This window comes from Lysinibacillus sp. NPDC093190, assembly GCF_050280425.1.
Lineage (GTDB): Bacteria > Bacillota > Bacilli > Bacillales_A > Planococcaceae > Lysinibacillus.
Map to the genome: position 1 here is coordinate 44994 of NZ_JBNNVG010000004.1, position 17006 is coordinate 61999.

Annotated in this window: 13 protein-coding genes; 12 read left to right on the plus strand and 1 reads right to left on the minus strand. The window is 37.4% G+C overall.

All coding sequences use genetic code 11. The features are described from left to right. Window positions 1-329: 329 nt before the first annotated feature. The 4 genes from ACQKOF_RS04880 (at window position 330) to ACQKOF_RS04895 (ending at window position 4761) form a co-directional block, all read left to right on the plus strand. On the plus strand, window positions 330-1289 hold the full coding sequence (locus ACQKOF_RS04880; protein WP_427554232.1) for a 2-hydroxyacid dehydrogenase: 960 nt from the start codon (window positions 330-332) through the stop codon (window positions 1287-1289). Between the two features lie 108 nt (window positions 1290-1397). Then, window positions 1398-1772, plus strand: coding sequence for a cupin domain-containing protein (locus tag ACQKOF_RS04885; RefSeq protein WP_387082784.1), 375 nt, complete (start codon window positions 1398-1400; stop codon window positions 1770-1772). 450 nt (window positions 1773-2222) lie between these two features. Continuing rightward, complete coding sequence (locus ACQKOF_RS04890) at window positions 2223-3476, plus strand: MFS transporter (protein WP_427554235.1); 1254 nt, start codon at window positions 2223-2225, stop codon at window positions 3474-3476. Between the two features lie 394 nt (window positions 3477-3870). Further along, window positions 3871-4761, plus strand: a complete 891-nt coding sequence (locus tag ACQKOF_RS04895) for an alpha/beta fold hydrolase (RefSeq protein WP_427554498.1) — start codon at window positions 3871-3873, stop codon at window positions 4759-4761. 351 nt (window positions 4762-5112) lie between these two features. Here the strand turns inward: ACQKOF_RS04895 and ACQKOF_RS04900 are convergent, their stop codons facing one another. Continuing rightward, complete coding sequence (locus tag ACQKOF_RS04900; protein ID WP_427554237.1) at window positions 5113-6726, minus strand: PucR family transcriptional regulator; 1614 nt, start codon at window positions 6724-6726, stop codon at window positions 5113-5115. A 309-nt stretch (window positions 6727-7035) separates the two neighbouring features. On the opposite strand from ACQKOF_RS04900, the gene ACQKOF_RS04905 reads away from it, so the two are divergent. From ACQKOF_RS04905 to arcC, 8 genes are all read left to right on the plus strand, one after another. Continuing rightward, window positions 7036-8658, plus strand: coding sequence for a lactate permease LctP family transporter (locus tag ACQKOF_RS04905; protein ID WP_427554239.1), 1623 nt, complete (start codon window positions 7036-7038; stop codon window positions 8656-8658). 300 nt (window positions 8659-8958) lie between these two features. Then, entirely contained in the window at window positions 8959-10188 is a 1230-nt protein-coding gene (gene allC, locus ACQKOF_RS04910) for an allantoate deiminase (RefSeq protein WP_427554241.1), read from the plus strand. A 27-nt stretch (window positions 10189-10215) separates the two neighbouring features. Then, the gene (gene allE / locus ACQKOF_RS04915; RefSeq protein WP_427554243.1) at window positions 10216-11019 is read left to right on the plus strand and encodes a (S)-ureidoglycine aminohydrolase; all 804 of its coding nucleotides are present in this window, start codon (window positions 10216-10218) and stop codon (window positions 11017-11019) included. A gap of 133 nt (window positions 11020-11152) precedes the next feature. After that, on the plus strand, window positions 11153-12202 hold the full coding sequence (gene allD / locus ACQKOF_RS04920) for an ureidoglycolate dehydrogenase (RefSeq protein ID WP_427554245.1): 1050 nt from the start codon (window positions 11153-11155) through the stop codon (window positions 12200-12202). A gap of 17 nt (window positions 12203-12219) precedes the next feature. Next, the gene (locus ACQKOF_RS04925; protein ID WP_427554247.1) at window positions 12220-13977 is read left to right on the plus strand and encodes an acyl-CoA synthetase FdrA; all 1758 of its coding nucleotides are present in this window, start codon (window positions 12220-12222) and stop codon (window positions 13975-13977) included. Continuing rightward, window positions 13977-15242 carry a DUF1116 domain-containing protein gene (locus ACQKOF_RS04930; protein WP_427554249.1) on the plus strand — a complete coding sequence of 422 codons (1266 nt, stop codon included), beginning with the start codon at window positions 13977-13979 and terminating at the stop codon, window positions 15240-15242. Before ACQKOF_RS04925 ends, ACQKOF_RS04930 begins: the two co-directional genes overlap by 1 nt. Continuing rightward, window positions 15239-16009, plus strand: coding sequence for a DUF2877 domain-containing protein (locus ACQKOF_RS04935; RefSeq protein ID WP_427554251.1), 771 nt, complete (start codon window positions 15239-15241; stop codon window positions 16007-16009). Before ACQKOF_RS04930 ends, ACQKOF_RS04935 begins: the two co-directional genes overlap by 4 nt. 5 nt (window positions 16010-16014) lie before the next feature. Further along, window positions 16015-16947 carry a carbamate kinase gene (gene arcC, locus ACQKOF_RS04940; protein WP_427554253.1) on the plus strand — a complete coding sequence of 311 codons (933 nt, stop codon included), beginning with the start codon at window positions 16015-16017 and terminating at the stop codon, window positions 16945-16947. Window positions 16948-17006: the final 59 nt, after the last annotated feature.

Consider the following 17006-nt stretch of genomic DNA (forward strand, 5'->3'; position numbering starts at 1 on the left):
CAGTCCGATAATCTTAGGGTTAGATGGGCTGATTTTTTATTTTGCACGAAAGATTTTGTCAAAAACATGTAATATAGTTTCAATTTTTGTTAAAAGTGAACAATGTTATTTAAATGCTCCTATCCTACAATTGAATTAAGGAATACCATAAGGAAATATGGAAAAGTAGAAGTGACTAAAAATGAAAATACTTTATTTTTTGTGCAAAACGTACAAAGTGAAAACTGAAATTTCATTCACCTCTTGATTTTAAAACCTTCCTAGTTTTAAACTATGGTACCTAGTTAATCAACAGACGTATTGCAAAATAATAGAAGGGAATTGATAACATGTTAGTCAAATTATTAGAACCATTAAATGTTACGGATTCGATTATTGAAAAATTAGCGGAACCAATTAAACAGGGCGGTCATGAATTTGTTTATTACAACGAGAAAACAACGGATAGTGCAGAATTAGTAAGACGTAGTGAAGGTGCAGATGTGATAATGATTGCTAATAATCCTTATCCTACAGAAGTCATTGATCAAAATAACAAGTTACAATTAATTAATGTTGCCTTTACAGGTGTTGATCATGTAGGGATCGCTCAAGCTAAAAAGCAAGATATTATGATATGTAATGCAGCTGGCTATGCAAATCAAGCAGTGGCGGAATTAACAATTGGTTTAGTATTAGATGTGTATCGCCATATCACTCAGGGTGATAAAGAAATTCGTGGAGCTAATTTCCCAGGAGCATTCCAAGGTAGTGAAATTAAAGGTAAAACAGTTGGTTTGATTGGTACAGGTAAAATTGGTATGATGACTGCTCATTTGTTCAAAGCATTCGGCGCAAAAATAGTGGCTGCAGACCAATCCCGAAGAAATCCAGAAGCTGAAGCTTTAGGAATCAAGTATATGGAATTAGATGAGGTATTAACACAATCTGATATTGTGTCATTACATATACCTTTACTACCAAGTACAAAGGGATTAATCTCGAAAGAAAAATTAGAATTAATGAAGGAATCAGCTATTTTAATCAACTGCGCGCGAGGACCGATTGTTGATAATGATGCATTGGCGGACGCATTAAATGAAGGGCGAATTGCAGGAGCGGGTATCGACGTATTTGATATGGAACCGCCTATTCCTGGAGACTATAAACTATTACACGCCAAAAATGTAATTTTAACACCACACGTAGGGTTCCTTACTGATGAAGCTATGGAATTGCGAGCTAGAATTGCATTCGATAACACGATGGCATTTTTAGAAGGTAAACCTCAAAATATTATTAAAAGATAATTCTTTGCTATTTTCTAGCAAATCCGAGAAGTTTTTATTCGTTGTCTAATCCACGCTAAATCATTTGAGTATGGTGAAGTTTGAAATTTGAAACAAGGAGAAAATACAATGCCTTTAAAAAAAATAGCAAGAAATGATTTGAAAAACCGTATTTTCCATTGGCCAGATATTCAAGAGTTTAGAGAAGAAGAAGCGACAAAACATATTTTCTATGAAACACCTAATACTGTAGGAGCTGTTTGGTGTATGCGGCCAGGACAAAATTTGCCTATTCACTCGCACAAGCAAGCGGATGATATTTGGATTGTTATTGAAGGAACAGCAGATTTTTATCCAGAATGTGGTGAAATGGTCCAAATTAAAGCCGGTGATGTTGTTGTTGCGCGTCCGGGTGAAAAGCACGGTATGACTAATACTTCTGATAAAGATTTTGTAATGTTAGGAATTGCGGGTCCAACACCAATTGGTTTTATTCCACATTAATAGTATAGAATTAACTATCGCGTCTGTTGATTAACTAGTTTTCATCGTAAAAAAGAGAGGTTAACACGATTTCACGGGAATAAGTGGATCTTACAATGAGGCTGCCAAAAAGTCAGATTTACATCTGATTGTTTGGCAGCCTTTTTATTATTTGTCCAACAAAATTTACTAGGGAAGCGGTTTGAGGAAATAAAAAAATTCCTCAATCCGTTTTTTTTATTAGTCTTTATAGACAGTCCCTCGAAGTTCAGCAGTAAAACAAAGAGAGGATTCGTACGTTTGGACGAAATTGTAACTATTTTAAAAATTCTCTTTTGTCTAAAATGTGCAAAGTTATTTTTATTTTTGTTCAAAGTGAACAATGTTATTTAGTTTCTCGTAACCTACAATCAAGTTAGTAATAACATAAGTAACAACATAAGTAAATACAAAAAAATGGGAGTGTCAACCATGGAACAAACAGTTAAACATGACCCGAATTATTACAAAAAAATCATTTTTGCATTGTGTTTAGGTTGGGTAGCTATTTGGATTTATCGTACAATACTTACACCAATATATCCACAAATTCAAGAATCGCTTGGTAATATTAGCGATACTCAAGTAGGACTTATTGCTTCTATTTATTTCTTTGCCTATACTGGTATGCAAATTCCATCAGGAATACTCGTTGATAAATTTGGACAAAAACGAGTATTAATCCCTGCGTTTATCATTTTTGCATTAGCAGCATTCGTCATTGGATCAAGCACGACAATCAATCAAGTTTATGTAGGCGCCTTAATGGCAGGTCTTTCGACTGGCTCATACTATGGTGCGGCTTTCTCTTTATCAGCTAAATATATGCCAAAAGATAAGAAAAGCTTTTCTAATGCGATCATCAACAGTGGTTCTGCATTAGGGATGGTTATTGGTCTAGTAGGCTCATCTGTATTAGTAGGTGGCCTTGAAATCCAATGGAATTACATGCTTTATATTATAGCAGTCTTAATAGTAGCTGTAACATTTGTGTTTGCTTTATTTGTTAAACAAGACAAAAAAACAGCTACAAATGAAACATCTGAAGATAAGAAAACAACACAAGCCACAGTATCTCAAGGCGTAGAATTATTCTCGATAAAAAAATTAGTTATTTATTTCGTCTATTTTGCAACATGTTATGGTTATTACATGATTGTGACATGGTTACCATCATTCCTTGTCGCAGAAAAAGGATTCGAACAAGGTTCAGTAGGATATGTAGCTGCTTTAGTTGCAGTCACAGCAGTACCTGGTGCATTGATATTTTCTAAGTATATTGACAAAAATGCACATATGCGTCAGAAATTAATTATCTTCTTGTTAATTGGTGCAGCCGTAACAATTAGTTTAACCGTATTTGCACCTAACCCATCTGTCCTTTATGCAGCATTAGTTTTATACGGTTTATTAGGTAAACTTGCCATTGATCCAGTTTTAATCACATATGTAACTGATTCAGTACCTTCCAACAACATGGCCAAAGCACTAGGTATCTTTAACTTCTTTGGAATGACTTCATCAGTTATTGCGCCAACTCTTACAGGTTATATTGGTGATATCACTGGTTCGAAAGTATTAGCATTCTATATTGCAGCAATACTTCTTGCAGCAGCAGCGATATTATTCTTCCTTGTCGTGATGTTGAAAGAGAAGAAAACAATCAATCCCCTAACTAATGAATAAAGTAAATGGCTACCTATCTGTAGGGATTTAATACATCTCTCGCTGATAGGTAGTTTTGTAATTGCTGTCTAAAGGCAGCGGAATTATCGTGGTCTTACACATGAAGAAGCTAATGCTCTAGATTTATATAAAACATGAATTGTACACCCCCATGCAATCCGAGTTCTATATAACAACTGGATTAGGCAATAGTAACAAGGAACAAATCCTCGTCACTTATTTTCAGAAGAAACTGAATGAAAATAATAGAATCGTAAGGGAAATAATATATGGATAATAATTACAATAGAAGTGTAATATTTTGAAAAAAATGCTATAATTCAAATAAATATTTATGGATGATACAAAACTTGTGATAAATCTATATCCCCCAGAAAAGGAGGAGATCATGATTATGAAAATCCTAAAAGTTAACGACGTCGATTTGGCCTATGACAGTTTCGGTAACGAAAATGACGAGGCTATTATTCTAATCGCCGGGCTGGGAACCCAGATGATCCGATGGACGGATTCGTTTTGTCGGATTTTAGCAGCGCGAGGCTTTTGCGTAATCCGCTTTGACAATCGCGACGTAGGTTGCTCGACGCACTTTAGCCATTATCCAACATTGGATTTTGACGCACTGGCGACTGCTCTCATGTCGGGACAGCAACCGGATATCCCTTACACTCTCGATGCCCTGTCCAACGACGCTATCGGACTACTCGATGCCCTGTCAATTGACCAAGCACATTTCGTTGGCAGGTCGATGGGCGGAATGATCGCCCAGATTGCAGCTAGTGAGTACCCAGAACGAGTATTATCGCTCACATCCATTATGTCCAGTTCCGGTAATCCCGCCCTTCCGCAAACTGCCCCAGATGTCATGGCAATGATGACTAAACCGGCGCCGAACCCATTTGAGGATGAAGCAGGATTTTTGGCGCACAGTCTATCTTTTGCCAAACGCATCGCCGGCACCGTCTATCCGTTTGAAGAGAATGCTTATCGGGCGCTCATTCTGGAGGAAGTCCAACGAGCCTATGATCCAGGCAGTGTCGGACGACAAATTGCTGCTATGGCTGTCTCCGGTGACCGTCGTCCGCGGCTGACAACCATTAAAGTACCAGTACTTGTCATTCATGGGGGAGAGGATCCACTGTTCGTCCCGGCATGTGGCGAGGACACGGCTTCTGCCATCCCGGGCGCAGAGCTTATGTTGGTTGATGGCATGGGGCACGACCTGCCGCACCAACTGTACAAAGTAATCGTTGATGGCATAGAGCGTACGGCTCGTCGCAATTGACACGCGCCTACTGAGTGGCAACCAGCCGGAGTCATGCGCATCAGATGGGGCTGAGTAGGCTCAGGTGCGCAACGCTATCAATTTGCACGACCAGGGTGGAAGCGGTGATGCTTTTGGAACAGTTGTTAAAGCAGCTCCATTTCATCAATTAAAGGGGTTCCTAACAGAGAATTCATTTAAACGTATATGTGGATTCAATCGAATAAGCGCCGGTTTCATGATAACATCGTGAGTAGGAGCTACACCATTTGCTTGCTCATAATTGAGGTGGGAAGCAAGTGTTCCGATAAAATAGGCAAAAAGAATCCCGCTAAAAGCATGCATAACAGCTTTTTAGCGGGATTTTTTAGTTTAAAAATTTACTTTCTCTGATGCAAATAATGCTAATCGTAGATCCAATGAAATATCAGGCGATTCGATAGACTGACCTAAAATCTCTTCACATTTTTTAATACGATATTTTACCGTATTCCGATGAATAAATATATCTTCCGAAGTCTTTGTCAGATCACAATGATTCGCCAAATAGATTTTCAATGTATGTTTTAGTTCTTTTTCCTTCGTCGTTTTCGGATAGGCTAATGAACCTAGTGTATACGTGATAAACGGTTTTAATTTATTGGCTGGAATGAGTTGTAATAATTCTTCTACACTTTTAGATTTATAGAGTTCTATAAATTCAACTTTATCACTTTCAGACTTATGATCAAAAGCTTCATTCGCTTCGAAATAAGAGAGTGGTAACTGTGAGAATTCAGTAACTTCATTACCAATACCGAATGACAGTGTGCTATTAAAAAGTTTTTGATATTCTTTTTGGATATATTTGCAGTAATCTAAATAATATTGATGTTTAGTTTGTAATAGTATCGTAAACCGATGATTACCTGGAGACCTATAAACACTGATAGAAGGATCAATGTCAGTCAGCTTATGTGTTAGCCATTCAAAAGTCATTTGATAGCGCTCATTCAAATAAATATTATTTTCCACATCCCTTTCTTGATCAATCGCACAAACGATCACTTGATAGAAATTGGATGGTTGAATAAGATGCTTTTTTAAAAACTCAGGGTGCTGTTTGACTGAAATAAGATTATCAGGATGTTCAGACATCAATGTTTCGAAAAATCGGTTTACATCTTGTTGTTCCGCTTCTTTGATTTTACTATTTTTATAAATGGCGAGACTAAGTGTATTTACGGCTTGTTCTATAGCAAGCAAACTAAATGGATAAGTGAGCGTATTGACATTTGAAACCATCAAATAATACGGAAAATATTTAAATGCTGGAACTTCAAATATAATATGTTCTTCTTGGAAAGATGCTTTATTATTAGGTGAAATCTGCTTGGAATTCACACATCTTTTGAAGTAACTAAGATTTTTCGGAATTTGCTCTGAGTGTTCTTGGAAGTGATGGCTCATCGATTTAATTTGATGAAAAGGATTTAAGAGCATCACAGGGACTCTAAGGAGTCTGCTCATACGTTCAATCATCATTTCCAAGCTCAAACCTCTCATAAGCATTGTATTTAATTCTTGTTGGATATCTAATGCAAAGTATAACTTTTCAGTTTCTTCATCCAAAATATAGGATGATATATGATGCGTAATGGATCCAAGATTCCAACTATCAGGGATTCTGATAATGGGGAATTTTAACTCGTTTGCATATGCTATTACTTCATCATCAATTTTTTCTAAAAAGCGCGATAATTTAACGCCTATGCCAGCAACTGGTATATCATTTAATTCTCGAATGAGATCCTTTAATCCGGATTGGTCATGTTGATAACACATACCTGTAGTGACAATAAATGAGTGGGGTGCTGTGAAATTTTTAATATCAGGCGTTTCAGTAATATCGACCATTTCTACTTCTCTTTCTAAATCGCCCTCATCATTTAACAATGTTAAATCAGAAAATTGTTGGACAGACATGATTTCTTTTAATGTTGTCATAAGAATCATCTCCTTTATATTTGTTAGAAAAAGCCAAAATATGAATTAAATATGTAAGATGCTACAAGGATAACCTATCACTCTGATTGTATACTATTTTTGAAGGTTATTATACGTATAATCCTTTATTTCAAAATAGTAAAGGAGAATAATATGCTTGAACAAGGTCAGAATATTCTACGTGATTCTTTATTTTTTGAAAAGCGGGTTACTACAAGGATAGCATGCTAAAGTAGCTTGAACAAAGAAATTCACCTTTGCTCAACTAAACCATGGTAGAAATAACTACGTTAGAAAGAAGTGACAACGATGTGGGATCAACAATACAATCCACTTGGAAACGAAATAGTGAGTGGCATCATAGCCTTTCTTCCTATACTCCTATTTCTACTTAGTTTAACAATCTTTAAATTAAAAGGGATTTATGCAGCAGCATTAACTTTAGGTGTTACCATTATCATTACAGTCGGAGTCTTCGATATGCCGATAACTAAAGCATTTGGAGCAATTATTTTCGGAACAGGTAAAGCGTTGTGGCCTATTGGTTATATCGTCATTATGGCTGTTTGGTTGTACAAAATTTCTGTGCAAACCGGAAAGTTTGAGATCGTACGTGGTAGTATAGCGAATATTACCGAGGATCAACGACTTCAATTATTGCTTATTGGTTTTTGTTTTAATGCTTTCTTGGAAGGAGCGGCCGGATTAGGTGTTCCAATCGCTATTTGTGCAGCTTTACTAGTGACGCTTGGTTTCAATCCCATTAAAGCTGCTGGACTTTGCCTAATCGCCAATGCCTCTACAGGCGCATTTGGAACAGTTGGAATTCCAGTCATTACTGGTGCTGAAGTAGGTGGGATGGAAACGTTAGAACTGTCAAGAATGACAGGCTATCTTTTACCTTTGATTTCATTTCTCGTTCCTTTTCTCCTCATCTTTATTTTAGATGGTATCAAAGGAATAAAAGAGATATTCCCAGCCATTTTGGTCGTCAGTAGTGTCTATTCAGGGCTTCATTTACTTACGATTACTACGATCGGGCCAGAGCTTGCGAATATTATTCCTTCTTTAGTTAGTATGGTGGTTTTAGCCTTATTCTTAAGGAAATGGCAACCGAAAACGATTTACCATGAACCTGGGGTAGAACTAACAGGAAATTTAAAAAACTATTCTATGAAAGAGATTTTGGTAGCTTGGTCACCATTTTATATCCTCACTGGTGTTATAGCCGTTTGGAGCTTGCCTGAATTTAAACAATTATTTGTAGATGGTGGTGCACTTGATTTTACGACTGTCGCATTGAAAATTCCTGGATTACACGATCAAATCATACGTATACCACCAATCGTAACAGAAGCCAATTCTATACCAGCTATCTTAACTATTAACTTTGTTTCGGCAACGGGAACGGCGATTTTATTGGCTATCATTTTAACGAGTGTCCTGTTTCCTGCGTTAAACATCAAACAAACAGTTCATTTGCTAGGTGACACGATTAAAGAACTATGGTTACCGATTTTTACAATCGTACTTGTAATGGCTTTTGCAAATCTTTCTGACTTCTCTGGGCTTAGCACTTCTCTAGGACTTGCACTTGCCAAAACGGGTGAATTCTTCCCATTTGTTAGTCCAGTATTAGGATGGATTGGTGTCTTTCTAACGGGATCGGTTGTAAATAATAACGCACTATTCGGTAGCTTACAGGTTGTTACCGGGACGCAGATCGGCATCTCACCATCATTGCTAATAGCAGCTAACACTGCTGGGGGAAGCGTAGCAAAATTGATTTCACCACAATCTATCGCGATTGCAGCAGCCGCCGTTAATCAAACCGGGAATGAGTCAAAAATCTTTCAATATACAATACGATATAGCTTAGGCTTGCTCCTACTTGTATGTATCATGACACTCGGGCTATCTTTTATCCTCTAATCATTTTAATAAGGACTATACCACATAGTAAATCTAAGTTTTCACATAGATTTACTATGTGGTTTTTGTTTTTTAGTAAGGATAAAATTGATTATTTACTCCACTCACACGCCTTCTTAGACCCTTTCCATAATCAATAGCTAACAGCGTTCTTATTTACTCCGAGCTACTTGCTCCTTATCAAAAATTATTTGTCTAAAGTGCATAAAAAGACCATCCATTATTGTTCATTGTGTCAATGAATGGTTGTGAGTATGGACCTATAATAAAAGTGTACTTGAAGGAAGGAGTGAAAGAGTAATGGATATTCAATCAACTTTTCAATCTTTAGATAAGAAATTCACAAGTTTTGGTGGTTTAGAACAAGGTGGGATTACACGCCTATTATATTCTCAAGAATGGAATGAAGCCGTTCGTGAGCTGGAAGCAACATTCAAAGAAGAAGGCTTAGAAGCAAGTTTCGACGATATAGGTAACTTAACTGGGCGTCTTGTTGGCAGTAAATATCCGGAAGAAACCATTTTAACAGGATCACATATCGACACAGTAGTTGAAGGTGGTCATCTAGATGGACAATTCGGTATCTTAGCTGCACTGGTGGCTGTGAAATATTTAAAAGCTAAACATGGCCAACCACTACGCTCATTAGAAGTATTATCGCTTGCAGAAGAAGAAGGTAGTCGATTCCCTTACACATTCTGGGGTAGCAAAAACTTCTTTAACTTAGCTAAAAAATCGGATGTTGACACGATTGCAGATGCTGAGGGCATCAAGTTCGAAGACGCGATGCGTAAATCAGGCTTTGATTATCGAAAAACGACTGAAGTTCGTAATGACATTAAAGCATTTGTTGAAATTCATATTGAACAAGGTAAAGTGTTAGAGACAGAAAACAAAACAATCGGTGTTGTTAATGGCATCGTTGGTCAAAAACGCTTCACGATCAACTTAAAAGGTGAAGCAAACCACGCTGGTACTACGCCAATGTCATTACGTCGCGATACAGTTGTTGCCTATAGTGAAATTGTCTCGGACTTAACAAAACGTGCTAGAGAAATTGGGGAACCACTTGTATTAACGTTCGGTCATGTCACACTTGTACCAAACACAGTAAATGTAGTTCCTGGTGAAATTACGTTCTCAGTAGACTGTCGTCATATTGATCAGCAACTATTAAATGATTTTGCAGCAGAAATCGAAGACAAAATTAAATTAGTCGCTGAAGCAAATAGTATGACTTACGACATTAATTTATGGATGGATGAGGCACCAACATTGATGGACAAAAAAATCGTTCAAATCATTGAACAAGCAGCAAAGAACAATGTAGAGAATCAATATAAAGTGATGCCATCTGGTGCAGGACATGACTCACAAATCTTTGCTCAATATGTTCCAACGGCGATGTTGTTTGTACCTTCTATTGATGGAATTAGTCACAACATTAGTGAAGAGACGAAGATAGAAGATCTTGTTAAAGGTATTGAAGTATTAAGCGATGTACTTTATGAACTAGCATACAAAGAATAAAAATAATGAAAAAGGAGCCAGATAATTATGGGTTACTTAAATCAAGTTCAAGGATACAGAGAAGGTTTATTAGAAACACGATCTGTCATTAAAAAAGACAATTACGCGGTAATCACACCAGACGGCCTAGTTAATAATGTTGTACCTGGCTTTAAAGATTGTGACGTAACAATCTTAGGATCCCCGCGTTTAGGTGCAAGATTTGTAGATTATTTAGTAACAGTAAAAAACAAAGGTGGAAACAAAACTGGTTTCGCTGGTGATGGTATTCAATCTTTTGTATACGTTGTTTATGGCAAAATCAATGCTTTTGCAGATGGTAAAAGATACGAATTAACAGAAGGTGGGTATTTATATGTGCCCCCACACTTACAGTTAACTTTTGAAAATAATAATAACGGTGAAGATAGCCGCTTATTCTTATACAAAAAACGTTATCAACCACTTAAAGGACAACCTCTTAAAGGGTATACACCAGAAGTCGTTACAGGTAATGTGAACGACATCGAACAAGAGGCATATGAAGGTATGAAAGAAGTATTAATTCAAGACTTATTACCAAAAGAAATTGGATATGACATGAACATTCATATTCTTTCATTCAAACCAGGTGCTTCACATGGTTACATTGAAACACACGTTCAAGAACACGGCGCTTATGTTTTAAGTGGGCGAGGCATGTACAACCTAGACAACGAATGGATGCCGGTTGATAAAGGTGATTATATCTTTATGGGCGCTTATGTACCGCAAGCAACCTATGCAATTGGTTTAGATGAGCCATTCTCATACATTTATTCTAAAGATGCAAACAGAGATATTGATTTATAAAAAGTGAGTATATTATCTCCGATAGTTATCCAAAGATAAATTAGGCATCTTAGTTACAAAAGAATTTCTAAAATAAAATTCTAGATTATTTAGAATCTGACACAAAATATTAATTAAATGAGGAGTAAACAAGATGCGTGTATCTAAAGAAGAACTATTTAATTTAATGAAGCAAAAGTTTATGAAAGCAGGATTAAATGAAGGAGCGGCACATGATGTTGCAGACGTATTAACATACGCTGATCATAGAGGTATTCACTCACATGGTGCTGTACGTGTTGAATACTATTCTGAACGAATTGCAAAAGGCGGTATTACAACCAATCCAAACTATACATTTGAACAAACAGGACCAGCATCTGCGGTATTTAATGGGGATAATGGTCCAGGTCACCAAATAGCAAAGCAAGCGATGGAAAAAGCGATTGAAATGGCTAAAAAATCAGGTGTTGCCGTTGTTGGTATGAAAAATATCTCACATAGTGGTGCTTTAGGTTACTTTGTTGAAATGGCAGCAGAACAAGATATGGTTGCTCTAAGTATGTGTCAATCAGATCCAATGGTCGTACCGTTTGGCGGAACTGAACCTTATTTTGGGACAAACCCAATTGCTTATAGTGCACCGTCTGCTGATGACCGTATCATTACATTTGATATGGCGACTACTGTCCAAGCATGGGGCAAAATCTTAGATGCAAGAAGTAAAAATTCATCGATTCCAGATACATGGGCTGTTGATGCTACTGGTGCACCAACGACGAATGCAAGAGATGTTCATGCACTCCTGCCTATTGCAGGTCCAAAAGGATACGGCTTGATGATGATGGTAGATATTTTATCAGGTAGTCTTCTAGGAGTCCCACATGGTATACATGTGTCTTCTATGTATCAAGACTTAACTAAAGGACGCGATTTAGGTCAAATTCATATCGTGATTAACCCAGCCTATTTCACAAATTTAGATGCTTTTAAACGACAAATTTCAACAATGCTTAATGAGTTAAAAGCGCAGCCAGCGGCAGAGGGCTATGGAGAAATTTATTATCCAGGTGAACGCGGTATATTAAGAAGTAAGGAATATGATAAGGAAGGTATTGAAATCGTAGACGACATTTACAACTATCTTGTGTCAGACGACGTTCATTACGATCGTTATCATGGAAAAAATAGATTTGCAGAATAATAAATTGGAGGATCATCATGTTATACACAATTATAAAAGAAAACACTTATAAAGACTCCATCGTGTTAATGCTTTTATCGAACAAGTTGTCTGCAATTGATGGTGTAAACAAAGTATCGATCATGATGGGAACACCAGCGAACAAAGACATTTTTAAATCTTCTGGCTTAGGCACGGATGAATTAGAAAAAGCAAAGCCAAATGATATCGTCATCGTTGTAGATACAGATCAAGAAGAAAAAGTAGACGAAGTGAAAGAAGAAGTAGAGATCGCTTTAAAAGGTGATTCAGATTCACAAAATACGTCTAAAGGTCAAGAAGCTCACAACTGGAAACGTGCAATGGAGCTTGCGAACAATCCAAATTTAGCGTTAATATCAATTCCTGGTCAATATGCTGCAATGGAAGCGGAAAACGCATTGAACGAAGGTTTACATGTGTTCATGTTCAGTGACAATGTTTCGAAAGAAGACGAAGTGAAACTGAAACAAAAAGCGCATGAAAAAGGGTTATTAGTGATGGGTCCAGACTGTGGTACTGCCCTTATTCACGGCGTACCCCTTGCCTTTACAAATAACGTAAAAGTAGGCGATATCGGTATTGTTGGTGCATCAGGTACAGGTATCCAAGAAGTGTCAACAATTATAGACCGTTATGGTAAAGGTGTAACAAATGCTCTTGGTACAGGTGGACGTGATTTATCGACGGAAGTTGGTGCGATTACGATGTTAGATAGCATTAAAGCGTTAAACCAAGATCCAAAAGTAAAAGTCATTACAGTAATCTCTAAACCACCTGCAGAGGAAGTAAAACGCAAAGTATTAAATGTATTAAGAAATATTGACAAACCAGTTGTTACACTATTCTTAGGTGATAAACCAACTTATCAAGAAGCGAATATCTATCACGCGTATACACTTGAAGAAGCAGCAGTTGCATCTGTCCAATTATCAAATGGGGACAAACCGAATTTTGAACCGACAACAGCTGAACATGTAGACGTTTTATTAAAAGAATCACAAGTTGGTATTAAAGGTTATTATTCAGGCGGTACATTAGCATCTGAAGCAGCGATGCTAGTGCGAGATGCATTCAAAGATACGATAACGAAAGAACAGAACGATAGCTATGTTTTGAAGACAAACAATCATGAAATTATTGATTTAGGTGATGATGTTTATACAAAAGGTAAACCACACCCGATGATTGATCCTGAAAAACGTATCGAGATGCTTGAATCATCTATGAACGACCCTGAAACAGCGGTTGTTATGATTGATAACGTTATCGGTAACGGTGGTCATGAAGATATGGCTAGCGAACTAGCACCAACAATCAAACGTATTTTAGAAAATGCACATCAAAATGGTCGCCAAGTGGCAGTACTTGCAACGGTTGTAGGTACGGCTCAAGACATCCAAGGTTACGATAAACAAATTGAGATTTTAAAAGAGAGTGGGGCCATTATCTGTAAAACAAACGATCAAATGGTTCGCACAGCTATCCAACTTGTAGGCGGTACAGTGGATCAACCAATCGTTGATGTACAAAAATTTGATTATACAGAAGAAAACTTGGCAGTCGATGAGAAAATTATGTCCTTCATCAATATGAAACCAAGTGTAATCAATATTGGGCTAAAAAGCTTTACGGAAGCTGTTCAAAACAGTGGCTCGGAGTGTGTTCAATTTAACTGGCGTCCAATTGCTGGTGGCGATGAAAAGTTAATGAAAGTACTTCAATTCTTAAACTATTATGAAGGAGGTACAATCTAATGGGTTACAAAACAATAAATGAAGCGAACGAAGCCGTTATCCAGAAGATCATAGCAGCAGCACCATTTTTAACGGATGTTGTACCTGCTAAATCTGTGATTCCTGAATTAGAAGAGTACGTGTTATTACATGCTGGACCTCCAATTAAGTATGAAAACATGACAGATCCTATGCAAGGTTCCTGTGTTGGCGCAATCCTTTTTGAAGGATGGGCAGAAGACGAAAAGAATGCACGTGAATTACTTGAAAACGATAAGATCAAATTCATTCCATGTCACCATGTGAATGCAGTTGGACCAATGGGTGGTATTACGTCACCTAACATGCCAGTACTTGTCGTTATTAACAAAGAAAGTGGTAACGAAGCGTACTGTCAAATGAACGAAGGGATAGGAGCAGTGTTACGCTTTGGCGCTTACAATGAGCAAGTAATCAATCGCTTACATTGGATGAAAGATGTATTAGGTCCAGTTTTAAGTAAAGCATTAAAAACATTTGATGAAGGCTTGAATGTGAACGTATTGATTGCGAAAGCTATTGCAATGGGTGATGAGTTCCACCAACGTAATATTGCAGCTTCACTTGCATTCTTAAAAGAACTATCTCCAGTCATTGCATCATTAGAAGACGTTGAAAAAGAACAACGCACTGAAGTAATTCAATTTTTAGCTGACACAGACCAATTTTTCTTAAATATTGCTATGGCGACTGGTAAAGCGATGATGGATGCAGCACGTACAATTGAACACGGCACAGTTGTTACCGCAATGTGCCGAAACGGTGAAAACTTTGGTATCCGTATTGCGGGCATGGGAGACGAATGGTTTACTGGTCCTGTTAATACCCCGCAAGGATTATATTTCACTGGTTACTCAGCAGAAGATGCAAACACAGATATCGGTGATTCAGCGATTACAGAAACAATCGGTGTCGGAGGTATGGCGATGATTGCAGCCCCTGCAGTTACACGCTTTGTTGGTACAGGTGGATTTAATGATGCGCTTGAAACTAGTAATCAAATGACTGAAATCTGTATTAGCGAAAACCCTAACTTTGTCATCCCAACTTGGGACTTCAAGGGCGCATGTTTAGGTATCGATGCACGGAAAGTTGTTGAAACAGGGATCACACCAGTCATCAACACAGGTATTGCCCACAAAATTGCGGGGTACGGACAAATTGGTGCCGGTACAGTTCATCCGCCAATCGAATGTTTTGAGAAAGCTATCACAGCATATGCCGAAAAGCTAGGCTTTAACGGATGATTTTACAAGCAAGTGGGGTTGGTTCAATCGCACTTCAATTATTAAAAGAAGGAAAAACCTTTACCGTGCACAGTATGTTTGAAAAAGGGTTGAATATCGTTGATCAAAATGGAGAATTGGTATTTGTTGGTACCGATGAAAATGGTACATTTCCGTTCGGGATCTTACTTGATCCTCAAACGAGACAAACAGTAAAGACCAATATTAAGGTAGGCGATATATTAATATTTCGTAATAACCGTCTTTTTCATAACCGTTTCGAAATGGTGTTTAATGTAAAAATACTACCGTTATATATGGATTTTGAACATGCAAATATAAATAAATTAAAAGAAAATTTTCAATACATTTCATTTACTTCATATGAATCATCAGATTTTGAACGAGCACTTGTATTGTCCTTGATCAATCGACTACAGGATCCAACCGAAAATCTTGACGAGACATTCCGTTATTTTATTGGACGTGGACAAGGTTTAACACCAACAGGTGATGATATACTTGTCGGCATATTGTACGGACATTTTATTAAAAATTTTATCGAACATAAACATCTAGAAACGTTAAAAGCTTTAATCGAGGAACCATTAACGACCATTGTTAGTAAGCGCTTTTTAACATGTGCTATAGACGGTGTATTTAGTTCGAAGATTACAGCATTGCAGCATGATCCATCTTTAGAAAGCATGAACAGGCTTATAGAAGTAGGATCATCATCTGGGATGGATACGTTATATGGCATTTATATGTCATTAACTAAGGAGTGAAAGAAATGGGGAAAAGTGTAGTTATTGCTTTGGGTGGTAATGCCATTTTACAGCCAAAACAAGAAGCAACTTATGAAAATCAATTAAAAAATGTAGTGTCGGCAACAGGCCATATGGTGGCAATTCGAGAAGCGGGTCATAACATCGTCATTACACACGGCAATGGTCCGCAAGTGGGAAATATCATTGCCCAAAATGAAGCTGCAAAAAATGTAGTCGAACCACTACCAATTCATGTTTGTAACGCAGAATCACAAGGTTTCATTGGTTATATGATGGAAACAGCTTTAAAAAACCATATTAAAGAACGTGGCATTGCTGCAAATGTGGTGACATTGCTAACAATGGTTGAAGTGGACAAGGGTGATCAAGCTTTTAAAAATCCGACTAAACCAATAGGTGTATTTTTCTCGGAAGAAGAAGCGCAGCGTTTAGAAGAACAAGGCTTTACAATGGCAGAAGATGCAGGGCGGGGATATAGACGCGTTGTCCCTTCACCAGAACCAAAAGTGATTCATGGTATAGATGAAATTAAACGTTTAATTGATGAAACGATTGTTATTTCATCTGGTGGTGGCGGTATACCAGTATATCGTGAAGACAGTGGTCAATTACATGGTATTGAAGCAGTCATTGATAAAGATCGTTCAGGATTAAAACTAGCGCAACAAGTGAATGCGGATGTTTTCATGATGTTAACTGATGTACCAAATGTCTATATTAATTTTGGGAAAGAAAATGAGCAAAAATTAAGCCGCATTACAGTAGCAGAAGCTGAACAGTATGTTGCAGAAGGACAATTCCCAGCAGGTAGTATGTTACCAAAAATGCAAGCAGCTATAGAATTTGCGAAATTAGGCAAAGAGGCAATCATTTGTTCATTAGATCAAGCGGTAGCTGCATTAGATGGAAAAGCAGGTACACATATAACACAATAAGTTTAAATATGGTTCAAGGACCGTAATCCGTTAAGTTTGCAACGTCATGAAGTGAGTAA